Genomic DNA, 23,388 nt, shown 5'->3' with positions numbered 1-23,388 from the left:
TGTCACGTTTTTAGAAGGAAAAGTCATGGCTTTTACGCTTCCGCCGCTGCCCTATGCTCTCGATGCACTGGCACCTCATATCTCCAAAGAAACACTCGAATACCACTACGGCAAGCACCATCAGGGCTATGTCAATAATCTCAACAAGGCAGTCGAGGGCACCGAGCTTGCGTCCCTTAGCCTCGAAGAAATCATTGGCAAGGCAACCGGTGGTGTGTTTAACAACGCTGCTCAGGTCTGGAACCACACCTTCTACTGGAACTCCCTCTCACCCAATGGTGGTGGTCAACCCAGTGGTGCACTGCGTCAGGCGCTCGAAGCCAAATGGGGCAGCGTAGATGCCTTCAAAGATGCCTTTTCAAAGTCGGCCGCCGGTAATTTTGGTTCAGGCTGGACATGGCTGGTGAAAAAGGCCGATGGCACGCTGGATATCGTGAACACCAGCAATGCAGCCACTGTTGTCAATACCGCCGACAAGGCGCTGCTGACCTGTGACGTCTGGGAGCACGCGTATTACATCGACTACCGCAATGCGCGCCCCACGTACCTCGAGCATTTCTGGGATCTCGTCAACTGGGATTTCGCGGCTAAGAACCTGGGCTGATCAGCCTTTTCTTAAGCGCTAGGGCTCATTGCGATCTTGCAAAACCGGTGTTGCAGGGATGCCCTGCACCCGGTTGCCCTTGCGTATTCCCGCTTGCTCAAACCAGCCCTGGCTCATTTCCAGTGCTGCTGTTGCTGGTTCCTGCGTGCAATGTAGATCCAGCGACCCGGCCTGCATCTCCTGAATTGACACAATTGTCCCTGTCTCATCAATAAATGCGATGGATAACGGGATCAGTGTGTTTTTCATCCAGAAGCAGTAGTGGTTGGCAGCGCCTAGCATAAACAGCATCCCGGCGTCCTTGGCCAGCTTTGTGCGGTGCATCAGGCCTTCGCGCAGGCGATCGGGCGTATCGGCCAGTTCGGCTGTCAGTGCGTGCGGGCCGATCTGTAGCGCAACGGTGGGCAGGAGGTCTTGCGCGGCTGCCGGGCGGCAGGCCAGACAGCCAATTGCCAGCATCGCGGCAACTACCAGCCGGCCACGGGCACGTGGGTAGTGGTTCTTTGGATATGCGGACATCGGTCCAATGCAAAAAGCAGGGCCTTATGAAGGCCCTGCATCGCGGTAAAATGCCAGGGAAGTATCCCGGAGGATCAGGCGGCGGTAATGTTCAGGGCTTGTTTGCCTTTCGGGCCCTGCGCGATCTCGAAAGCGACCTTTTGACCTTCTTTAAGGGTCTTGAAACCGTTCATCTGGATCGATGAAAAATGAGCAAAAAGGTCTTCGCCCCCATTATCCGGGGTAATGAAGCCAAAGCCTTTGGCATCATTAAACCATTTTACGGTGCCGGTTAATTTTTGTGATTCTCCGGTATTTTCGATGGATTCCGACATGCAAACTGCCTCTATGAGTGGGTTTAAGCGGCCCCAGCCAAGCACAACAATGGCGCCAACCTGCGGGACACGACGATCATGCTGAATTCCACTGCCTTCAGTCAACTATGGAAACCACTAGGTTTTGGTCTGCATGCCAACCATAACTCAACATCAGCATGAAACTGCCGGGCAGGTATTGCCCGTCCGGCTGGCCCCACCTCCGATGTATCAGGTGGTGTTGCTCAACGACGATTACACGCCTATGGAATTCGTGGTGTTTGTGCTGCGTCATGTGTTTCATAAGACTGAACAGCAGGCAGAACAGATCATGCTGCAGGTTCATCATCAGGGCCGGGCGGTGTGCGGGATATACACTCGGGACATCGCTGCCACCCGGGTTGAAACCGTGTTGCGGCTGGCCCACGATAACCAACATCCCTTGCAGTGCCTGATGGAACCAGTACCCCTGTTTTAAGCATGTTAGGGACTCTCCCAACACTGCCGGCCAGAACAGCAGCGGGTTTTAGTCATAGAATAGACCTAACGGATGGCTTGGTCCGCTCCGAATCAATGGAGGAAGCGTGATTTCCGAAGAACTTGAAGTCAGCCTGCATATGGCATTTGTCGAAGCCCGCGCGGCCCGACACGAATTCATCACGGTCGAACACCTGCTACTGTCCCTCCTGGACAATGCATCGGCCGCCGAGGTGCTGCGCGCCTGCGCAGCCGACATCGAACTCCTGCGCCAGGATCTGCGTAAGTTCATCATCGAAAACACCCCCGTTTTTCCGGGCGAGGGTGAAGTCGACACGCAGCCCACTCTGGGTTTTCAGCGCGTGATTCAACGCGCCATCATGCATGTGTCGTCCAATGGTTCCAATAAAACGGCGGTTACTGGCGCCAATGTATTGGTGGCCATGTACGGCGAGAAAGACTCCCACGCGGTGTATTTCCTGGTGCAGCAGGGTGTGTCACGGCTGGATGTCGTCAATTTCCTGTCTCATGGCATTACCAAGGCGCAAGACGATGCTGCATCCCCCGACGGGATGCGTGCGGAGCCTCCCGCAGCAGATCCTAAAACCGAGCAGCAGAAGTCGCCACTCGAAACCTATGCCACCGATCTCAACGCCGAGGCCCTTAAAGGTCACATCGATCCCCTGATTGGCCGCGAAGATGAAGTTGAGCGTGTCATTCAGGTGCTGTGCCGCCGGCGTAAAAACAACCCCTTGTTGGTGGGCGAGGCCGGTGTGGGCAAAACAGCCATCGCCGAGGGTCTGGCCTGGCGTATCACTCAAGGTGATGTGCCCGAGGTACTCAATGAAACCCAGGTGTATGCGCTGGATATGGGCGCGCTTTTGGCAGGCACCAAATATCGGGGTGATTTCGAGCAACGCCTCAAGCTGGTGCTCAAGGCGCTCAAAGATAACTCTCGTGCGGTGCTGTTCATCGACGAGATCCACACCCTGATTGGTGCGGGCTCGGCCTCGGGTGGCACCCTGGATGCGTCCAACCTGTTAAAGCCGGCCTTGTCATCGGGTCAGCTCAAATGCATCGGTGCCACCACGTACACCGAATACCGGGGTATCTTCGAAAAAGATCACGCACTGGCTCGCCGTTTTCAAAAAATTGACGTGCCCGAGCCCTCCGTTGAACAAACCATTCGCATCCTGCGGGGCCTGAAGTCACGCTTCGAGGCGCATCATCAGGTGCGCTACTCGGCAGCTGCCATCACGGCTGCGGCCGAACTTGCTGCCCGCCATATCAGCGATCGCTTTTTGCCCGATAAGGCCATCGACGTCATTGATGAGGCTGGCGCCGCCCAGCGGCTGTTGCCCAAGTCGCGGCAAAAGAAAGTCATCGGGCGCGGAGATATTCAGGCCACCGTGGCGCGTATAGCCCGGATTCCGCCGCAAAATGTGTCCAATGACGATCGCAACAAGTTGGCCACACTAGAACGCGACCTCAAATCCGTTGTGTTTGGCCAGGATCAGGCCATTGCCGCCTTGGCTGCCTCCATCAAGATGGCACGCTCGGGCTTAGGACGGCCAGACAAGCCCATTGGCTGTTTCCTGTTCTCTGGCCCCACTGGCGTAGGCAAAACCGAAGTCGCCCGCCAACTGGCCTTTGTCCTGGGGATCGAGCTCCTGCGCTTCGATATGTCCGAGTACATGGAGCGCCACACCGTGTCGCGCCTGATCGGGGCGCCACCTGGCTATGTGGGCTTTGACCAGGGCGGTTTGCTTACCGAGGCTGTTACCAAGCAGCCCCACTGTGTGCTGCTGCTCGACGAGATCGAAAAAGCCCATCCGGATGTCTACAACATCTTGCTGCAGGTGATGGATCATGGCACGCTCACGGATAACAACGGGCGCAAGAGCGACTTCCGCAATGTCATTTTGGTGATGACCACCAACGCAGGGGCGGATACGCTCAATCGCAATACCATCGGGTTTGCAGCGCCAGCGCGCACGGGCGACGAAATGTCCGAAATCAAACGGCAGTTCACGCCCGAGTTTCGTAACCGGCTGGATGCCATCATTGGTTTTGCGGCACTGCCCCGAGACATCATCTTGCGCGTGGTCGACAAATTTCTCATGCAGCTCGAAGACCAGCTCCACGAAAAACACGTCGAGGTCGTCTTTACGCAAGCCCTGCGCGAGCACCTGGCCCAAGAGGGATTCGATCCCTCCATGGGCGCGCGTCCCATGCAGCGGCTCATCCAGGATACGATCCGTCGTGCCTTGGCCGACGAGCTGCTCTTTGGGCGCTTGGTGCATGGCGGCAAGGTGCTGGTGGACGTCGATAGCCAGTCGCAAGTGGTGCTGGATTTTCCCGACGATCCGCCGAGTTCCGGTTCGGTGCCCTCACCATCGCACCCAGAGCCTGAGCTTGTGGATTGATGCTTCCTGAAGACGTGCCGGCGCTGATTGCCTGTCCACATTGTGATACGGTACATCAGCGCCTGCCGCTAGCTGCCCGCGGTCAGGCCTTGTGCCGGTGCTGTGGCACGGTGCTGTATCGGCGCGGCTACCTTGATCTCCCTGCCTGGCAGGCGCTGGCGTGGGCGACCCTGATTGTTTTTGCCATTGCCCAGGGCTTTCCCATTGCGCACCTCACCGTACAAGGTCTTGACGTCAGCCTAACCTTTTGGGGTGCGCTGCATCTGGCCTGGGATCGCGGTTATTACGGTGTGTCGGTCCTGACAGGTATGGCCGGCTTCTGGATGCCCCTGCTGCAAATCACCCTGACGCTCTGGATCATGCAGGCGGTCACAAGACGTCGTTTGCCGCCGGATTTTGGGCGTATCTTGCGCTGGCTAGATCATCTCGCGCCGTGGTCCATGGCTTCTGTGCTGGTGTTGGCCATTCTGGTTGCCATCGTCAAGGTGGCCGGGATGGCCCAATTACAGGTTCAACCGGGTTTGTTGGGATTTTTGGCGCTCAGCTTCCTGCTGTCTGGCTTGGGGCGATGGAATGCCAAAGCCCTTTGGCGGGCGGCAGAAGATGCCGGGATGGTTGCGCGCTCGGGGGCGTCTGGTCGAGCAATTTCCTGCGAAACCTGTGGTTGTGTACAGGCTGTGCCAGCTGATGGCCATTGTCTGCGTTGCGATGCCAAGGTGCTGCCCATGCGCCGTGGAAGTCCAGCAGAGGTCTGGTCGCTGATATTGGCGGCTGCGATCTTTTATATTCCTGCCAATGCCCTGCCAGTGATGCGCGTGCAAACCTTGATCGGCAGTAGCAATCACACCATTTTGGGGGGTGTCATCGAACTCTGGCGCCTGGGCTCCTGGGATCTCGCCATTATCGTGTTTGTGGCCAGCGTGCTGGTGCCGGTCTCCAAACTGCTGGCACTTTCGTTTTTACTGCTCAGGAGCCAGCCGCTGGGCCCCGAGATTCAACGGCAGCGCACCAAGCTGTACGCCGTGGTCGAGTTCATTGGACAGTGGTCGATGCTGGATGTGTTTGTGGTGGTGCTGATGGCAGCCATGGCCAATTTCCCCGGCCTTTCACAAATCAGCATTGGGCCCGCGGCGCTTAACTTTGGCGCGGTGGTGGTTCTGACCATGTGTGCGGCCATGCGTTATGATCCCCGGCTGGGTTGGGACTTGCTGCGTATAACAGCAGCCTCTAGGGGGCACCATGAGCATTGAGCAAGAAAATAGTACGGCGGATGATCAGAACGCCACTCCGGTGATTCGTGCCGGGCGGGCGTTACATTGGTCGTGGGTCTGGTTGGTGCCTTTGCTGGCATTGCTGGTGGGTGTCTCGCTGCTGGCGTCGGTATGGGTGCGCACGGGGCCGGTGATCACCATCAGCTTTCCCTCCGCCGCAGGGATCGAGGCCGGGCAAACCAAACTGCGTTATCGCGATGTGGTGGTGGGTGAGGTCAAGTCCGTCCGGGTGGCTTCCGATCGTGAACACGTGCTGGTGGATGTCCAGTTGGTGCGTGATGGTGCGCCCTATATCACTCAAAAGGACGCTAAGTTCTGGATTGTGCGCCCGCGTGTCAGTCTGGCCGGGGTCTCGGGGCTTGATACCCTGCTGTCGGGCGTATATCTCAGTGTGGATGCGCCCATCACAGAGCCTGAGGGAGATTCTGTGACAAGCTTCAAGGGGCTGGTCAATCCGCCCGAAGTGCTGAGTGGCCAGGTGGGGACCCGTTTTCAGTTAAACGCCCATTCGCTCGACTCCCTGAGCGTGGGCTCGCGGGTGTATTACCGTCGTATCGAAGTCGGCCGGGTGGTCGGGTATTCGATGTCCAAGGACGGGCGCGAGGTGAATCTGCAGATCTTTGTCCAAGCACCCTACGATCGCTACGTCACGCCAGACACGCGGTTCTGGAATGACAGTGGTGTGGATATGTCTCTTTCGCCTGATGGTGTGCAAGTGCGCACCAGCGGCTTGTCGGCCATCCTGAACGGCGGAGTGACGTTTGCCCAAGCCGATGAATCCAGCGCGTATGAAGGAAAAATCGATACAACTCCAGCGACCGAAGGGGCAACGTTTACCCTGTTTGATTCCCGGGAAGACGCATTGGCTGATCCGGATGGAGAACCCCTGGATGTTGAATTACGGTTCATGGGTTCTGTTCGCGGCCTGAAGGTGGGCGCCGAGGTCGATTACCACGGGCTGGCGATTGGCAAAGTGGTGGACATCGATCTCGAACTGGATCCTAAGCGCAAACGGTTCTATTCCAGGGTCCGGGCTGTGCTGTATCCGCATCGGTTCGACCGCGCCTATCGCGAGCTGGTACAGGCGGCGCATGGGGCCCAGGGTGATGCCTTGATTGATCCACTGGTTAAGCACGGCTTGCGAGCACAGTTGCGATCGGCCAGCCTGCTTACCGGGCAACAGTATGTAGCGCTGGATTTCTTCTCTGATCCCAAATACAGCAAGGTCGAGATTCCAGGCGACACCGAGCATACGTCCGGTTATTTGATCCCCACAGTGCCGGGAGACTTTGCCGAGTTGCAGCGCCAGGTTGGCAGCATTATCAATAAGTTCGACAAGCTGCCGATTGAATCCATCGGCAGCGAACTCGAAGGCAGTCTTGCCAACCTGCGCACCCTGCTGAAACGTCTGGATACCCAGGTGGCTCCTGAGGCCAGCCAGACACTGCAATCGGCCCGCCGTTCGCTGGATCGCGTCAGCACTGTACTGGGGCCGGGTGCGCCTTTGCTGGGCAATGTTCAGGATACCTTGCAGGCACTGAATGGGGCGGCTCGCGGCTTGCAGTTGCTGGCGGATACCTTGCAGGCTCGTCCAGAGGCGTTGTTGAAGGGCGCCCCGCCCGATCGCCTGCAGTAGCGGCCCAGTGTTTTTACTGCGCCATTGATACCGGAGGGCCCATGAGGGTACGGATGTTTGCAACGGGGGGGGGGATGGCGCTGCTGCTGGCGGCTTGTGCCAGTACGCCTCCCAGCCATTATTACAGCCTGGCCGGCCAGGATGCCCCGGCACTGGCCCTTGCTGCCAGCCGGATGGAGCACAAGGCAGGATCCGGGCAGGCGTATGGGCTGCAGCTGCAAGTACGCAGTATCCCGGCCGATGTTGATCGTATCCAGATTGTGGTCAGAGATCCCGCTCGTGCGCCCGCAGTGGATGTACTTAATCAATCGATCTGGTCGGCTCCGCTTGATCAGCAGATCCAGCGGCTCCTGGCGGCAGGTGTTGCTGCCCGCCTGGGCGTGGTCGATATGCAGCGCCTGCCTGCTGCCACCAGCATGCCTGTTCGCACCATTGATGTACGCATTACTCAATTTGATCTTATCTGGGGGCAGGGGGCGTATCTGGGCGCTGTCTGGACAGATCAGGGGATGACTGGGAAACCTGCCCGGGTGTGCCAAGCGGCAGTGCAATCCAAGGCGCCGATTGGCGTGGCCAATCTTGTCGACGCGCAGAAGCGTAGCCTTGCCGCGCTGGTATCTTTGATGGCGGATCCGGCCGACGCCCTTGCGGCGGGTTTACCAAATGATACGCAGGTAAACCATATAGGTTGTACCTAATTGGGTTTCGGGTTATCCATAATGGTTGAAATCGGGTTAACCTTATATTCTCACTGATCATCGGCCCCGCGTGCAGCCTGAGCGGGGCATTCATGAACCCGAGAACCCGAACATGGCCACTGTGACACTGGGAGTCAAGGTCGATGAGACCTTGCGAGAACGTCTTCGCGTACAGGCAGAAAAGCTGGGTTGTACCCCGCACTGGCTGCACAAGCAAGCCTTGCTAACATACGTAGAAGCCATCGAACGCGGCCAATTGCCGGCAGATATCGATCACCGTACGGACACCTCCGAGCCGGGGCCTGTTACCGAAACCGAGCTGCAAACGCCGTTTCAAGAGTTTGCCCAGGAGATTCAGCCGCAATCTGTGTTGCGAGCAGCAATTACTTCTGCCTATCGGCGGCCCGAGCCCGAGTGCGTGGCAATGTTGCTGGATCATGCCGGTGCGGCACAGTCAGACAAGGTTCAGACTTTGGCCAAGCAACTGGTACAGACGCTTCGCGACAAGCGTACGGGTGGCGGTGTCGAGGGCCTGATACAAGAGTTTTCCCTGTCCAGCCAAGAGGGCGTAGCCCTTATGTGCCTGGCCGAAGCCTTGCTGCGTATCCCCGATCAGGCCACTCGTGATGCGCTGATCCGGGATAAAATCAGCCGGGGCCACTGGCGGGCTCATGTGGGCGAGTCCCGCTCCCTGTTTGTCAATGCGGCCACCTGGGGGCTGCTGGTCACCGGCAAACTGGTCAGTGTCAACAGCGAGCAAAACCTTTCACAGGCACTTACCCGCTTGATCGCCCGAGGCGGTGAGCCGCTGATCCGGCGTGGCGTCAATATGGCGATGCGATTGATGGGTGAGCAGTTCGTCTCCGGACAAACCATCTCGTCGGCACTGGCCAACAGCCGCAAGTTCGAGGAAATCGGTTTTCGCTATTCCTACGACATGCTGGGCGAAGCTGCCACGACAGCCGAAGATGCCGCCAGCTACTATCGTTCCTACGAGCAGGCTATTCAAGCGATTGGCAAGGCCTCTCAAGGCCGGGGCATCTACGAGGGCCCAGGGATCTCAATCAAGCTGTCTGCCTTGCATCCGCGCTACTCGCGCGCGCAGCGCGATCGTGTCATGGCCGAGCTGCTGCCTCGCATGGTCGAGCTCTCGGTGCTGGCGCGCCAGTACGATATTGGCCTGAACATCGACGCAGAAGAAGCTGATCGCCTCGAGCTGTCGCTCGATTTGCTGGAGGCTCTGTGCTTTGACGCCCGCCTGCGCGGCTGGAACGGCATTGGCTTTGTCATTCAGGCCTACCAAAAACGCGCACCGTTTGTCATCGACTTTGTGATCGACCTTGCCCGGCGCAGCAAGCACCGCCTAATGGTGCGGCTGGTCAAGGGGGCGTACTGGGATTCGGAGATCAAGCGTGCACAGGTGGATGGCCTGGAAGGCTATCCCGTATATACGCGCAAGGTGCACACCGATGTGTCTTACCTGGCGTGCGCGCGCAAGCTGCTGTCGGCTCCCGAGGCTGTGTTCCCGCAGTTTGCCACCCATAACGCCCAAACCCTGGCGTCCATTTACCATCTGGCCGGCGAAAACTATTATCCTGGCCAATACGAGTTCCAGTGCTTGCATGGTATGGGCGAGCCTCTCTACGAAGAGGTGGTTGGGCCGATCTCCAAAGGGAAACTCAATCGCCCTTGCCGGGTGTATGCCCCGGTAGGCACACATGAAACTCTGTTGGCTTATCTGGTGCGGCGCCTGCTTGAGAATGGTGCCAATACTTCGTTTGTCAATCAGATCGGCGATAAAAGCTTTCCCATCGAGCGCCTGATCGAAGACCCGGTGCACAAGGCGCGGGCCGTACAACCCCTGGGGGCGCCGCACGAGCGTATCCCCTTGCCACGAGACCTCTATCAGGCCCACGAGAACCGTGCCAACTCTGCCGGCCTGGATCTCAGCAACGAGCACCGCCTGAGTTCTTTGGCAGCTGCCCTGCTGGGTAGTGCCGATCAGCACTGGCTGGCTACACCTCCTTTGGCAGATGACTTGACACGTGCCCGGGACGTGCTGAATCCAGCCGATCATCGGGATGTCGTGGGTCAAGTCATTGAAGCCTCTGATGCCGACGTGCAGGCGGCCCTGAAACGCGCCGAGTATGCGGCACCCATCTGGCAGGCCACGCCGGCAGACGAGCGTGCACAATGTTTGCGTCATGCTGCACAGCTGCTTGAGGACGAGATGCAAGTGTCCATCGGCCTGATTGTCCGGGAAGCAGGCAAGTCGTTTCCCAATGCCGTGGCCGAGGTACGTGAAGCCGTAGATTTTCTGCGCTATTACGCCACCCGCATCGAAACCGAGTTCTCCAACGACAGCCATCGCCCTCTGGGACCAGTGCTTTGCATCAGCCCCTGGAACTTCCCCTTGGCTATTTTCACAGGCCAGGTCAGTGCTGCGCTGGCAGCCGGTAATGTGGTGTTGGCCAAACCCGCAGAACAAACCAATCTGATCGCAGCCTACGGGGTATCGGTACTGCATCGTGCCGGTGTGCCGGCGGATGCTGTACAGCTATTACCCGGGCGCGGCGAAACCGTGGGTGCCACTCTGGTGGCCAGCCCGGTGGTGCGTGGTGTGATGTTTACCGGATCCACCGAGGTGGCCAAGCTGATTGCAGGCACCTTGTCGCAGCGACTGGACGGCACGGGGCGCCCCGTGCCTCTGATCGCTGAAACCGGTGGCCAGAATGCCCTGATTGTCGACTCCTCCGCGCTTACCGAACAGGTGGTCTACGATGTGCTGAATTCGGCCTTTGATTCGGCTGGACAGCGCTGCTCGGCCTTGCGTATTTTGTGTGTCCAGGAAGACTGTGCCGACCGTACCCTGAACATGTTGCGAGGCGCCATGCAAGAGCTTCGCGTGGGCCGCCCCGAGCTGCTGTCTACGGATATCGGCCCGGTGATTGACGTCGAGGCCAGGGATATGATCGAGCGCCATATCCAAACCATGCAGTCGGCAGGTCATGCCGTCGACCGTCAGGTGGGCGATGCTGGCCAAACCCGGTTTGGTACCTTTGTGGCGCCTGCCCTGATTGAAATCTCAGACATTGCCGAACTTGAGCGAGAGGTATTTGGGCCCGTGCTGCATGTGCTTCGTTACCGGCGCCAAGATCTGGATGCCGTCATTGATGCCATCAATGCACGCGGCTATGGCCTCACCTTTGGCGTACACACCCGCCTGGATGAAACCGTGCAGCATGTCACCGAGCGTATTCAGGTGGGCAACATCTATGTCAATCGAAACATCGTCGGCGCAACCGTAGGGGTGCAACCTTTTGGTGGCGAAGGCCTGTCGGGCACTGGCCCCAAGGCTGGCGGCCCCTTGTACCTGCATCGTTTGCTGTCAGTTGCACCCAGCGAGCTCCCCGTGTCGGGAACCCCTGGGCAGGATGCACAGCCGCTTGAGCTTCCGGGCCCAACCGGAGAAACCAACCGCTACCGCCTCAAGCCCAGAGGCACAGTATTGTGCCGGGCTGTCAGCAAAGCCGGTGTGCAGGCGCAATTGCAGGCCTGCCAGCAAACCGGAAACGCCATGCTGTGGGTGGATACGCCGGAAATTCGGGCGCTTCATCAACAGGCAGGCCTGACGGATGTACGCTGGGTGGATACTGGTGCGTTGGAGGCCGCTGAGTATCAGGTGGTGCTGTTTGAAGGTGACGGCGACGATCTTCTAGCCTTATCGCGTGTCGTGGCTGCCCGCCCAGGCCCGATTGTGCCTGTGCTGGCCCGCCGGACGCCGGAGCTGTTTGCCAGTCAGGGCTACCCTCTGGAGATGCTGGTGCGCGAGGTCTCCCTGTGCATCAACACAGCTGCCGCCGGCGGGAACGCTACTCTCATGATGGTAGGGTGATGTCGATACACCTGTAAAAATCAAAGGGCCCAGCGGGCCCTTTGATTTATGTCAGCGACGTAGCGTGCGCTTAATCTTGCCGGCTGGTGACTTCCAGCAAGTGGTAGCCAAATTGTGTGCGCACCGGGCCCTGGACTTCGCCCACGGGGGCGCTGAACACCACCGTATCGAACTCAGGCACCATCTGGCCGCGGCCAAACGTACCCAGGTTGCCGCCATCACGGCTGGAGGGGCAGCTGGAGTGTTCTTTGGCCACTGCGGCAAAGTCGGCACCAGCGGCGATTTCGTCTTTCAGTTTCAGGCAAAGTGCTTCGGAATCCACCAAAATATGGCGGGCTGTGGCTTGAGTCATTGATGGCTCCTGTGAGGGGTAAAAACGCTAAAGGATAACGCAATCCTTACGTCAGTGTCCCAGGTAAGCCGCCTGAATTTCCGGCGAAGCCAGGAGCTCACGCGCCGGGCCTTCGTGGGACAGCTTGCCTACCTCGAGGACGTAGCCACGATCGGCCAGTTTAAGGGCCATCCGGGCGTTTTGCTCGACGATCAGAATGGTGACGCCGGTTTCCCGAACCTCGCGCAGTACTTGGAAAATATTACGCACAATGATTGGCGCCAGGCCGAGGCTGGGCTCGTCGAGCAACAGCAGGCGTGGTTTGATCACCAGTGCGCGGCCAATGGCCAGCATTTGTTGCTCGCCACCCGACAATGTGCCGGCCAATTGTGCCCGGCGCTCGTAGAGCCGGGGGAAAATCTTGTAGACGTGTTCGCAGCTTTCAGTGATTTCTGCGGGCGGGCGGGTAAAGCCGCCCATGCGCAGATTCTCGGCCACGGACAGCGTGCCAAACACACGCCGGCCTTCGGGTGACTGCCCAATGCCCAGGCGCACGATACGATCGGCCCCCATGTGTGTAGTGTCGTGGTCAGCAAAGGTAATTTTGCCGGCCTTTGGCGCGATCAGGCCACTGAGTGTACGCATCAGGGTGGTTTTGCCGGCGCCGTTGGCTCCCAGGATTGCGACGACTTCGCGTTCTTGCACTTGCAGGGAAATACCCTTGAGTGCCTGGATCTGGCCGTAGTTGACGCGTAAATCTTCGATCTTCAGCAATGGTGTCATGACTGGGCCTGTTCTTCGTGGATCGCTTGGGTCAGGGGATCATCGTCGTCGTCATCGTCCTGGCCCAGATAGGCCTCGATCACCAGGGGATTGGCTCGGATTTCTTCGGGCTTGCCTTCGGCAATTTTTTTGCCGAAGTTGATGACCACAATGCTGTCGGTGACGTTCATCACCACACTCATGTCGTGCTCTACCAGAATGACGGTGATGCCTTGGTCGCGGATGCCGCGAATGGTGTCGTTCAGGGCGGCAGATTCTTGCTCGTTGAGGCCTGCAGCGGGCTCGTCGAGGATGATGAGCTCGGGGTGGGCCACCAGCGTGCGCGCCATCTCAACCCGGCGCTGGGCACCATAGGGTAGCGAGGTTGCAATCTCATTGGCCACGTCGGCCAGGTCAAGTTGTTTGAGTACCGCCATCGCGCGCTCGATCAGCTGGCGTTCTTCGCGCCGCTGTGCCGGGGTGCGCAGCAAGCCTTGCCACCACGATTGCTGCATCAGCAGATGTTGCCCGGCAATGACGTTTTCGAGCACAGTCATGTCGGCAAACAGCCGGATGGTCTGGAAGGTACGGCGGATGCCGGCCTGTGCCACCCGATGGGGAGGCTGGCCGGTGACGTCCTTGCCATGCCAGCGGATATGTCCGTCCGTGGGCTGATAGACCCCGGTGATGATGTTGAAAACCGTGGTTTTGCCTGCGCCGTTGGGGCCGATCAAACCGACGATCTCACCGCGGTGGACCTTGAAACTGAGATCGTCCACTGCACGCAGGCCGCCGAAGCTGATGCCAACGTGATCAAGCTCGAGGAGAATGTCCGAGGAGCCGGAAGTAGGAAGGGGCGAATTCATAGGACTCCCTTGCGTGCAGGCCAGATACCTTGGGGGCGCAGGATCATGACCAGAATCATGGCGATGCCGAATACCAGATAGCGGTACTGGGCAAACTCAGTGAAAATCTGCGGCACGACAAACATCATCGCGGTGCCCAGCAACACCCCGGGTACCGAGGCTTGTCCGCCCACCAGCACGATGGCAAACAGCACGACAGAATCCGTGAACTGAAAAGACCCCGGGCTGACCGCTGAAAGCTGCATGGCAAACAGGGTGCCTGCCAGGCCGGCAATGCCTGCAGACAGGGCAAACGCTGCCACTTTGTAGTTTCGGGCATTGACGCCCAGCGTGGTGGCAGCCAGTTCGTCGTATTTGATGTACCGGAAGGTGCGTCCCAGTGCCGAGCGATCCAGATTGCGCATCAGCCACAGGACCACTGCCAGCACCACCCAGTTAAGGTAGAAGAGGTGGCTTTGTGAGCCAAACATGTGGCCAAACAGCGTGGGCCCGCTGACGCCAAACAGGCCGTCGGCGCCACCTGTGAGGCCAAACAGATTGTTTTTCATGGCCAGCACAAAAATCGCGTTGAAGCCTATGGTGACCACCAGCAGGTAATCTCCGCGCAGCTTGACGATGGGGGCAGACAAAATGCCACCCAGTGCAGCGGATATGATGATGGCTACAGGGATTGTCCAGAGGATGGGCCAGTTGAACGACAGCGACAGGATGGCGCTGGTGTAGGCGCCGACGCCAAAGAACACCGCATGGCCCATGTCGTACATCCCGGCGCGCCCCAGGACGATGTCCTGTGATAGTGCGACGATGGCGTAAATGGCGAAGATGCCACCGATGGTGATCCAGGCGGGGGACATCACGCTGGGGATGGCCAGGCCGGCCAGCCACAGTATCGGCCCGAGAATGGTGAGAAATCGGATGCCGCCACCTTTGGCGGCGTGCTCGGAGGCTGCGGGCTGGCTGGAAGTTTGCGAAGTTTGATTCATGGCTTAGACCTTTTCAGCAACACGTTCGCCCAGCAGGCCCGACGGACGAACCAGCAGGATGCCGATCAAGAGAGCAAAGGTGATGGCGTCTTGCCAGGAGCTGGAAATGTACCCGGCTGCAAACGCGTTAAACAGCCCAAGCACCAGCCCGCCGAGCATGGCTCCGGGGATGTTGCCAATCCCGCCGATGATGGCGGCAATAAAGGCGTTAAGGCCGTACGACCAGCCCATGGTGAAATAGGTTTGACGGTAATACAAGCCAATGAATAAGCCGCCAATGGCGCCCAGCACGGGACCAATGATGAACACCAGGGCAATCACCCGATTGACGTTGATGCCCATCAGGCGTGCCGCATCCTGATCGATGGCGGATGCCCTGATGGCGGTGCCCAGACGCGTGTGGTGGACGAAAAAGTACAGGCCGGCCATCAGCACAAACGCTGAAATAATGATGAGCAGCTGCACAAAGCTGAGGTAGGCACCGCCTATCTGCCAGTTGATATTGGGTAGCAGGTTGCTGGGAAACACCTGCACGTTGGGCGACCAGATCAGCATGATGCCGTTTTCGATCAGCATCGAGGCCCCTAATGCAGACACCACTGCCGACAGGCGGTGGGCCTTGCGCAAGGGTTTGTAGGCCAGTTGGTCGAGCAGGGTGCCGGCGACGGCCACAACCAGCATGGCGACAACGAAGGCCAGTACCAGGAGAGTAACCGTGGACAAGCCGCCCAGGGCGCCGGATGTCAGTGTGGTGAGCCCGATAAAGGCACCAAGAATGCAGAGGTCACCGTGGGCGAAGTTGATCATCTTCAACACCCCGTAGACCATCGTGTACCCAAGGGCAATCAGCGCATAGATGCCGCCAACCGTCACCCCGTTGATGAATTGCTGGAGGATAAAGTCCATCGGTCGGTTTCCGTGGTGGTTCGCCAGGTGCCGTGGGTAAAAGGCAGGCAGCCGTGCGTGAGGAATGCAGGCCCCCGCCAGTGATAGCGGGAGAATGAGCACCGGGCCAGCAACTGGCGGCCCGGTGTCAGGGGTGATGCGGCTTACTTGGCCTCTGGGTAGATGGTTTTGTAGCCACCACCTGCCTGGACTTCGAAGGCGGACATCGGGCTGCCGATGCGTTCGCCCTTGTCATCCCATGTAAACGGGCCGGTCAGGCCGTTGAAGGGTTGCTTCATGTTGTGCAGCCAAGGGATAAGCTTGGCGGTATCCGTGCTTTTGGTGGCTTCGATACCGGCCAGCACAGCACGCAGGCCATCTGCATTGGTGAAGGTATAGATGCTGGGGGGCGGTGCGCCGAATGCCTTGGTGTAGTCGGCCAGGAACTGCTTGGCTTCGGGGTAGGGCAGGTTTTCGGGAGCAGGCACGTTGACGATCACTGCTCCGGCTGCGGCATTGCCTGCAATCTTGGCGAAGTTTTCGTTTTGGTTGGCATCGCCACCCACAAACACGGCATTCATGCCCAGTTGCTTCATCTGCGCACGGATCAGGCCGCCGTCAGTGTAATAGCCCGAGAAGAACAGCACGTCGGGCTTCTCGGATTTCAGCTTGGTAAGCACGGCACTGTAATCTTGCGTGCCGGCATTGATGAAGTCTTCGGCCACGATGTTGCCACCGGCCTTTTTAAGGGCTGAGCTGGTGGCTTTGGCCAGGCCTGTGGCGTAGCTGGAGTGGTCGCTAAGGATGGCAATACGCTTGTATTGCTTGACCTTGACGAAGTAGTTGGCCACGAACTCGGCTTCGTCGCTGTTGGGAGGCGCATTACGGAAGAACGTTTTCCAGCCTTTTTGCGTGAGCTCGTCGCTGGTGCCATCGGAGGTTTGGATGACGTTGGCGGCCGAGTAGATGGGAGCAGCGGCCAGGGCTGCGCCACTGGTGTAGGTGCCAATGACGGCGATGACGCCGTCGTTAACCAGCTTACGTGCGCAGATGGCAGCTTGCGCGGCCTTGCCTTCGTCGTCGCAAACAGTAACTTCGATCTTGCGTCCCAGGATGCCACCGGCGTCGTTGTGTTGCTTGGCAATCAGCCGAACACCGTTTTCGATGCCTTGGCCTTCAGCGGCGTATTCGCCGGTGATAGGTGCCTGGACGCCAATCTTGATGGGGCCGTCTGCCGCGACGGCAGTGCCCAGACCCATCAGGGCCAGTGAAACCGCAGCAGAAAGCGTGGAAATTTTTGTCAGCCTGCTCATGTGGGGATCTCCTTTGCATGGACCCGGATGGAGCCATATATCCGTAATATATTAAGAGTAACTATTACGTACCATGGGGGTATTCCCGAACAGCAAACAGAAGGTACAACCACTGTGCTGGCCGAGAACTTGGTTGAAGTTTAACCATCGTCAATTTTTGGTACAACCTAGAGGTTTCACTAATATCCCTAGTATGGCGAGGGAAGGGGTTTACCTATCGAAGGATTGAGGTAGCCCCTTTGATGGGTACGGTGTTTACCGCTTGCCCGTGCTGCCAAAACCACCGGTGCCGCGCTCGGTTTCAGTGTCAAAGGTTTCAGTGAGAAGCAGGTCTGCCTGTACCACGGGCTGAAACATCAGTTGTGCAATGCGGTCGCCGGGCTGGATGTCATAGGGTTCGGTGCTGTCATTGGCCAGCAGCACCTTGATCTCGCCGTGATAGTCGGCGTCGATCACGCCAATGCCCTGTGCGACACGGATGCCGTGCTTGAGTGACAGGCCCGAGCGTGAAGCCACGATGGCCACCAGGCCTGGGTCCATCATGTTCAGGGCCAGACCGGTGGGTATTGGCAACCGCTGGCCGGGCAACAGGCGCAGGGGCGTTTCCAGGCAGGCACGCAGATCCATAGCGGCAGAGCCCCCGGTGGCGTAATCGGGCCGAGGGATGGCCTCGGTGCCCAGCAGTGGATTGACGATACGGGCCTGGATGAGTCTTCTTTGCATGGTGGTTTCCAGAAAATCGCTTCCCGCACCGCCTGGTGGAGGGCGGTGCGGCAAAGCAGGGGATTCAGGCGGGCAAGTGCGCAGCAATCCAGCTGATCAGCTGGCGGGCCGCCTGGAGTTTGTCTTGACGAGGCAGCGGATAGGCACCGTGCTGGTCGAAGATGATGAGCTCGGTGTCTGCGGCTTCCATGGCCTGCTGAGCCAGGTTGCCGACGATGACCGGGATGCCCTTGCGCTGGCGTTTGGCCTGGGCGTGTTCGTGCAGGTGCTCGGTTTCGGCGGCGAAACCCACGCACCAGGGGCCTGCCGGCAAGGCAGCCACATCGGCCAGGATATCGGGGTTGGGTACAAACTGGATAACGGGTGGTGCATCGTCATCGTGTTTCTTGAGTTTTTGGGCCGATGGGTTGGCAATACCCCAATCAGCCACGGCGGCGACGGCAATGAAGATCTCGGTGTTGGGGGCCCGGGCAAGGGTTTCGGCATGCATTTCGCGTGCTTGCGTGACAGAAATCCGGGTAACGTCATCGGGGCAGGGCAATGCGGTGGGGCCTGAAACCAGGGTAACCTGGGCGCCGGCTTCGGCAGCGGCCTGCGCCAGGGCATATCCCATGCGCCCCGACGAGCGGTTGGTAAGTACACGGACAGGATCGATGATCTCGCTGGTGGGGCCGGCGGTTAATAAAACGCGTTTTCCGGCCAATACCTTGGGCTGAAAAAATGCGACCAAGGCCTGCAGGATCTGTGCTGCTTCCATCATGCGCCCAGAGCCGGTTTCGCCGCAGGCCTGGTAGCCTTCGGCCGGCCCGATCAGGGTGATGCCGTCTTGGCGAAGTTGCCTGGCGTTGCGCTGGGTGGCTGGATGTGTCCACATTTCGTGGTTCATGGCCGGTGCAATCAGCAAGGGCACAGCCCCACGGGCAACGCACAGCGTGCTGAGGAGATCGTCGGCCATGCCGTGTGCCAACTTGGCCATGAAATCGGTGCTGGTCGGTGCGATCAGGATGGCATCGGCCGTGCGGGCCAGATTGATATGTGCCATCCGGTTGGGGGCCCGGGCATCCCAGGTATCCGCCCACACCGGGCGCCCTGATAGCGCCTGAAACGTGGCGGCGGTGATAAAGCCGGTGGCGGCTTCGGTCATGACGACGTCTACGGTGGCGCCTGCATCTTGCAGGCGGCGCAATAGTTCGGCTGCTTTATAGCAGGCGATGCCGCCGGTTAGACCGAGAACAATATGTTTGCCAGAGAGTTCAGGCATGGCGTTTTCCTTTTCAGCGGGCGCGCCGGGCGCGCAGGATCTCGTCCAGAATCAGCAGCCCCGCGCCGCAGGTGATTGCAATGTCTGCCACATTGAAGGCCGGGAAAAACCAGTTATGCCAGTAAAACAGCAAAAAATCCACCACGTGGCCGTGAAGCAGGCGATCGATGGCGTTGCCCAATGCCCCGCCCAGGATGCAAATCAGGGCGGTGCACAGCAGGCGCTGTTCTGCCTGGGTGTATAGCCAGCGCAGGATAAAGCCTGCTGCCAGCAAGGCAATGGCGGTAAACAGCCAGCGCTGGGCGCCGCCGCCGTCAGCCAGAAAACTGAATGCGGCACCTGTGTTGTACAGCAACGTGAAATCGAAGAACGGCAGTACATTGGCGCGCTCGCCGTGGCTGAAGTGGTCGGTGATCCAGGCCTTGCTGGCTTGGTCCAGAACAATGATCAGTACCGCCCAAAGCAGGTAAATCAGCCAGGCCCGGACGCGTGTGCGGCTTGTGAGGGCGTCTGCCCGTCCGGCTGAGGATGCACTCTGGCCGGGCGTGGGTACCTTAGGCATGGTGACGGACTTCGCCATCGCCAAACAGGTTTTCGACGCAGCGCCCGCAAAGCTGCGGGTGAGTGGTGTTGTGGCCGACATCGGCACGATGGTGCCAGCAGCGACCACATTTCTCGTGTGAAGATGCATGAACCTGAATGCCCAGTGCGCCCTCGGCAGAATGGACATCTGCCCGCGAGACCAGCATCACAAAACGCAGATCCTCGCCCAGGCTTTGCAGCAGGGCAAGGTCTTCGCCTGAGGCGTGGTAGTCGATCTCGGCAGCCAGGGATGAGCCGATTTCTCCGCGTGCCCGGACGGTTTCGATTTCGCGCATGGTGTCTGCGCGGATCTCGCGCAGGCGTGTCCAGCGGCTGAGCAAGGGGCCCGTATCTGCCTGTTGCGGCAACACGTGAAAGAGCTCGGTAAAGATGGTGGGTGAGCCTGGATTGCCTTGCAAATCGGCCCAGGCTTCTTCGACCGTGAAGGAGAGGATGGGTGCAAGCAGCTTGAGCAGCGACTGCGTGATGTGATGCAAGGCTGTTTGTGCCGCACGCCGCGAGAGGCTGTCTTTGCCCGTGGTGTACAGGCGGTCTTTGAGGATATCCAGGTAAAACGCACCAAGGTCTTCTGAGCAGAAGATTTGCAGCCGGGCCACAGCGCTATGGAATTCGTAGCGATCGTAGGCGGCCAGCACCTCGGTTTGCATGCCCGCAGTCATCTGCAGGGCATAGCGGTCGATTTCCAGAAGCTGATCCAGGGCGACTGCGTCTGTTGCCGGGTTGAAGTCGGCCAGGTTGCCCAGCAGGAATTTCAAGGTGTTGCGGATGCGCCGATAGGATTCGACGACGCGATCGAGAATCTGCTTGGAGATGGAGAGTTCACCAGAGTAATCGGTAGAAGCCGTCCAAAGGCGCAGGATCTCGGCCCCGAGCGAGTTTGAAACCTCTTGGGGGTACACCACATTACCCACCGACTTGCTCATTTTCTTGCCTTTGCCATCCACCACAAAGCCGTGGGTAAGCAAGGCTTTGTAGGGCGGACGCCCATACAACATGCAGCCCGTCAGCAGTGAGGAGTGGAACCACCCGCGGTGCTGATCGGAGCCTTCGAGGTAGAGGTCGGCCGGCCAGGCCAGTTGTTGGGCGTGCGAGCCCTTGAGCACGTGATCCTGACCACCCAACACCGTGGCATGTGTGGTGCCGGAATCAAACCAGACGTCCAGGGTGTCACGGTTTTTTTCGTAGTGATCGGCGTCCTCACCCAGCAGATCGCGAGGGTCGAGTGTCTGCCAGGCTTCGATGCCCTCGCGCTCGACACGCTCTGCGATCTGGTCGAGCAGCTTGGGTGTGTCGGGATGCAGGGCACCAGTTTCTTTGTGGACAAAAAAGGCCATGGGCACCCCCCACTGCCGCTGGCGCGAGAGTGTCCAATCGGGGCGGTTGGCGATCATGGCGTGCAGGCGCGCGCGCCCCCAAGCTGGATAAAAGGCCGTGTCGTCCACGCCCTTGAGCGCCATTTCGCGCAAAGATGGGCCTGAGTTTGGCGTGATATCCATCCCCGCAAACCACTGGCTGGTGGCGCGGTAGATGATGGGGGTCTTATGGCGCCAGCAGTGCATGTAGCTGTGTGTGTGGGTGGCGGTATGCAACAGGCTGCCGGCGTTACGCAAGGCCTCGATGATGAGCGGATTGGCTTTCCAGATCATCTGGCCACCAAACAGCGGCAGGCTCTCAGCGTAATGCCCGTTGCCCATCACCGGACTGATGATGTCGCTGTCGGTCATCCCGTGGGCTTTGCAAGAGATGAAGTCTTCGACGCCATAGGCAGGCGCAGAGTGCACCACACCGGTGCCGGACTCGAGCGTGACATAGTCTCCCAGGTACACGGGAGCCAGGCGCCGGTATCCGGGATCGACATCGTATAGGGGATGACGGAAGGCCAGCCCGTTAAGTGCCTGCCCCGAGGCTCGGGCGATGATTTCGCCTTGGAGATCCCAGCGCTGCAGGCAGTTTTCAACCAACTCGCTGGCTAAAATCAGCATCCGGCCAGTGGGTAGCGGCTGAGCCAGGCGTACCAGGGCATATTCGTGGTCGGGGTGCAGGTTAAGAGCCTGGTTGGCCGGGATGGTCCAGGGGGTGGTTGTCCAGATGACGATGGCGCCGGCCTCGGTGGCTTCAGCCAAGCCAAATGCGTGCGCTATTGCTTGGTGGTCGTCAAATGCAAAGGCGACATCCACCGATGCGTCCTTGCGATCGGCGTACTCGACTTCAGCCTCGGCCAGCGCCGAGCCGCAGTCAAAGCACCAGTTAACCGGCTTGAGGCCACGGAATACAAAGCCTTTTTCCATGATGTGTGCCAGGGCACGCAGTTCGTCCGCCTCGTTGTGCGGGTTCATGGTGAGGTAGGGGTTATCCCATTCGGCCAGCACGCCCAGGCGCTTGAAATCGGTGCGTTGGCGCTCGATCTGCTCGGCGGCATAGGCGCGTGCCTTGGCTTGTACCTCGGCGACCGGCAAGTGCTTGCCGTATTTTTTCTCGATCTGGATTTCGATGGGCATGCCGTGGCAATCCCAGCCGGGGACGTATTGCGCGTCAAACCCTGCCATGTCACGGCTTTTGACAATGATGTCCTTGAGGATCTTGTTGACCGCGTGGCCGATATGGATGTCGCCGTTGGCATAGGGGGGGCCATCGTGCAAAATGAATTTGGGCCGCCCCTGGGCCGCCTCCCGGATGACTGCGTAAATCTTTTTTTCTTCCCAGGCGGCAATCCAGCCTGGCTCACGTTTGGCCAGGTTGCCCCGCATTGGGAAGGGGGATTCTGGCAGATTCAGGGTGTCTCTATAGTCCATGGGAGGCGAAATAGTCGCGAGCGCCTTGCACATCTTGCTGGATGGCGGCGATCAGGGTGGTTAAATCGGGGAAATATTCCTCGTCGCGTAAAAATTCGAGGAATTCGACGCACACCAGTTTACCGTAGGCATTGACGCCTTGATCAATGATGTGAGTCTCGAGCAGCAGCGGCCCATCTCGTGTCACTGTGGGGCGTACCCCCAGGCTGGCTACCCCGGGCATGGGCTGATCTTGCAGCCCATGAACACGCACAATGTAGATGCCCGAGCGGGCAGCACAAGGCGCGGGTACCCGCAGGTTAAGTGTTGGAAACCCCAGGTTGCGGCCCAGTTTTTGTCCGTGGATGACGTGTCCGCTGATGCGAAACGGCGCACCTAAAAGCTGTCGGCTGTGATCCAGGTTGCCCACTGCCAGCGCGGTGCGCAATGCCGAGCTTGAAATGCGCTGACCATGGCGGTCGTTGACATCGGCCAGCGTTTGTACCTCAAAGCCGTGGGTTTCGCCCATGTGCCGCAACAAGGCGACATCGCCACTGCGCTTGTGTCCGTAGCGGAAGTCTTCGCCCACCAGCAGCCAGCGGGTGTTCAGCCCCTCTACCAACAATTTGCGGATGAAGTCTTCGGCTGACATGTCGGCCAGTTGCTGGTTAAAGCGCTGTACCACGATGCGCTGCATGCCATGTGCTGCCAGCATGGCGGTTTTGTCGCGCAGCGTGCTGATTTGTGTGGGGATGAGCTCGGGGCGCCCGCCCTTGCGGGCAAAAAAGGCCCGGGGGTGCGGTGCAAACGTCATCACACTGGGAACCAGCCCCTGTATCCTGGCGTGCTGGCAGACCTGTTGCAGGATTGCCTGATGGCCCAGATGCACGCCGTCGAAATTGCCAATAGTGAGCGCGCCGGGCGCCAGAGGTACTTGGCGCGGTAGGGTGCGATAGAGGTGGGCAGCAGGGTTCACGTCAGACAGTTTACAATTTCGGGTTTGGTCTTGTGCGTGGCTGGGCAGACGCCCTGGCGCGCAAACAAAGCAGTCAATTTTATGTCGGAGTGTGG

Annotated in this window: 20 protein-coding genes; 7 read left to right on the top strand and 13 right to left on the bottom strand. The window is 59.1% G+C overall.

Features of this window, described 5'->3' with window-relative positions:
* Window positions 1–25 precede the first annotated feature (25 nt).
* Entirely contained in the window at window positions 26–604 is a 579-nt protein-coding gene (sodB, locus tag WA928_RS05120) for a superoxide dismutase [Fe] (RefSeq protein WP_424300415.1), read from the top strand.
* 18 nt (window positions 605–622) lie between these two features.
* On the opposite strand, the gene WA928_RS05115 is transcribed toward sodB, so the two are convergent.
* Complete coding sequence (locus tag WA928_RS05115; protein ID WP_424300412.1) at window positions 623–1,123, bottom strand: DUF192 domain-containing protein; 501 nt, start codon at window positions 1,121–1,123, stop codon at window positions 623–625.
* Window positions 1,124–1,197: 74 nt separating this feature from the next.
* Entirely contained in the window at window positions 1,198–1,437 is a 240-nt protein-coding gene (locus WA928_RS05110) for a cold-shock protein (protein WP_350382543.1), read from the bottom strand.
* 133 nt (window positions 1,438–1,570) lie between these two features.
* Here WA928_RS05110 and clpS point away from each other — a divergent pair, with 133 nt between their 5' ends.
* The 6 genes from clpS to putA all read left to right on the top strand — a co-directional run bounded on the left by clpS (window position 1,571) and on the right by putA (window position 11,819).
* Entirely contained in the window at window positions 1,571–1,894 is a 324-nt protein-coding gene (gene clpS, locus WA928_RS05105; RefSeq protein WP_424300409.1) for an ATP-dependent Clp protease adapter ClpS, read from the top strand.
* Between the two features lie 106 nt (window positions 1,895–2,000).
* The gene (clpA, locus tag WA928_RS05100; RefSeq protein ID WP_424300406.1) at window positions 2,001–4,319 is read left to right on the top strand and encodes an ATP-dependent Clp protease ATP-binding subunit ClpA; all 2,319 of its coding nucleotides are present in this window, start codon (window positions 2,001–2,003) and stop codon (window positions 4,317–4,319) included.
* The gene (locus WA928_RS05095; protein ID WP_424300403.1) at window positions 4,319–5,569 is read left to right on the top strand and encodes a paraquat-inducible protein A; all 1,251 of its coding nucleotides are present in this window, start codon (window positions 4,319–4,321) and stop codon (window positions 5,567–5,569) included. Before clpA ends, WA928_RS05095 begins: the two co-directional genes overlap by 1 nt.
* Entirely contained in the window at window positions 5,559–7,226 is a 1,668-nt protein-coding gene (locus WA928_RS05090; RefSeq protein WP_424300400.1) for an intermembrane transport protein PqiB, read from the top strand. The genes WA928_RS05095 and WA928_RS05090 overlap by 11 nt, the downstream gene beginning before the upstream one ends.
* 41 nt (window positions 7,227–7,267) lie before the next feature.
* Window positions 7,268–7,924 (top strand): PqiC family protein, encoded by a 657-nt coding sequence (locus WA928_RS05085; RefSeq protein ID WP_424300397.1) that lies wholly within the window; start codon window positions 7,268–7,270, stop codon window positions 7,922–7,924.
* Between the two features lie 112 nt (window positions 7,925–8,036).
* The gene (gene putA / locus WA928_RS05080) at window positions 8,037–11,819 is read left to right on the top strand and encodes a trifunctional transcriptional regulator/proline dehydrogenase/L-glutamate gamma-semialdehyde dehydrogenase (protein WP_424300394.1); all 3,783 of its coding nucleotides are present in this window, start codon (window positions 8,037–8,039) and stop codon (window positions 11,817–11,819) included.
* A 70-nt stretch (window positions 11,820–11,889) separates the two neighbouring features.
* Here the strand turns inward: putA and WA928_RS05075 are convergent, their stop codons facing one another.
* The 11 genes from WA928_RS05075 to WA928_RS05025 all read right to left on the bottom strand — a co-directional run bounded on the left by WA928_RS05075 (window position 11,890) and on the right by WA928_RS05025 (window position 23,293).
* Window positions 11,890–12,171: a peptidylprolyl isomerase gene (locus WA928_RS05075; RefSeq protein ID WP_350382531.1), complete on the bottom strand. Its 282-nt coding sequence runs from the start codon at window positions 12,169–12,171 to the stop codon at window positions 11,890–11,892.
* Window positions 12,172–12,222: 51 nt separating this feature from the next.
* Entirely contained in the window at window positions 12,223–12,924 is a 702-nt protein-coding gene (locus tag WA928_RS05070; protein WP_350382573.1) for an ABC transporter ATP-binding protein, read from the bottom strand.
* Window positions 12,925–12,929: 5 nt separating this feature from the next.
* The gene (locus WA928_RS05065) at window positions 12,930–13,778 is read right to left on the bottom strand and encodes an ABC transporter ATP-binding protein (RefSeq protein ID WP_417276911.1); all 849 of its coding nucleotides are present in this window, start codon (window positions 13,776–13,778) and stop codon (window positions 12,930–12,932) included.
* Window positions 13,775–14,761, bottom strand: a complete 987-nt coding sequence (locus WA928_RS05060; protein ID WP_350382528.1) for a branched-chain amino acid ABC transporter permease — start codon at window positions 14,759–14,761, stop codon at window positions 13,775–13,777. Before WA928_RS05060 ends, WA928_RS05065 begins: the two co-directional genes overlap by 4 nt.
* Before the next feature lie 3 nt (window positions 14,762–14,764).
* A complete protein-coding gene (locus WA928_RS05055; RefSeq protein ID WP_350382526.1) occupies window positions 14,765–15,667 on the bottom strand; it encodes a branched-chain amino acid ABC transporter permease in 903 nt (300 codons plus the stop codon).
* 143 nt (window positions 15,668–15,810) lie between these two features.
* Entirely contained in the window at window positions 15,811–16,959 is a 1,149-nt protein-coding gene (locus WA928_RS05050) for a branched-chain amino acid ABC transporter substrate-binding protein (RefSeq protein ID WP_424300389.1), read from the bottom strand.
* A 255-nt stretch (window positions 16,960–17,214) separates the two neighbouring features.
* A complete protein-coding gene (gene dut, locus WA928_RS05045) occupies window positions 17,215–17,682 on the bottom strand; it encodes a dUTP diphosphatase (protein ID WP_424300386.1) in 468 nt (155 codons plus the stop codon).
* A gap of 64 nt (window positions 17,683–17,746) precedes the next feature.
* Window positions 17,747–18,943: a bifunctional phosphopantothenoylcysteine decarboxylase/phosphopantothenate--cysteine ligase CoaBC gene (coaBC, locus tag WA928_RS05040; protein ID WP_424300383.1), complete on the bottom strand. Its 1,197-nt coding sequence runs from the start codon at window positions 18,941–18,943 to the stop codon at window positions 17,747–17,749.
* A 13-nt stretch (window positions 18,944–18,956) separates the two neighbouring features.
* Window positions 18,957–19,505, bottom strand: a complete 549-nt coding sequence (lspA, locus tag WA928_RS05035) for a signal peptidase II (RefSeq protein ID WP_424300380.1) — start codon at window positions 19,503–19,505, stop codon at window positions 18,957–18,959.
* On the bottom strand, window positions 19,498–22,338 hold the full coding sequence (gene ileS, locus WA928_RS05030; RefSeq protein ID WP_424300377.1) for an isoleucine--tRNA ligase: 2,841 nt from the start codon (window positions 22,336–22,338) through the stop codon (window positions 19,498–19,500). The genes lspA and ileS overlap by 8 nt, the downstream gene beginning before the upstream one ends.
* Window positions 22,328–23,293 (bottom strand): bifunctional riboflavin kinase/FAD synthetase, encoded by a 966-nt coding sequence (locus tag WA928_RS05025; RefSeq protein WP_424300375.1) that lies wholly within the window; start codon window positions 23,291–23,293, stop codon window positions 22,328–22,330. The genes ileS and WA928_RS05025 overlap by 11 nt, the downstream gene beginning before the upstream one ends.
* Between the last annotated feature and the right edge of the window lie 95 nt (window positions 23,294–23,388).

Origin of the sequence: Castellaniella sp., assembly GCF_049651205.1 — a bacterium.
Taxonomy (GTDB): domain Bacteria; phylum Pseudomonadota; class Gammaproteobacteria; order Burkholderiales; family Burkholderiaceae_B; genus Castellaniella.
This window is presented reverse-complemented; position numbering and strand designations above follow the sequence as displayed.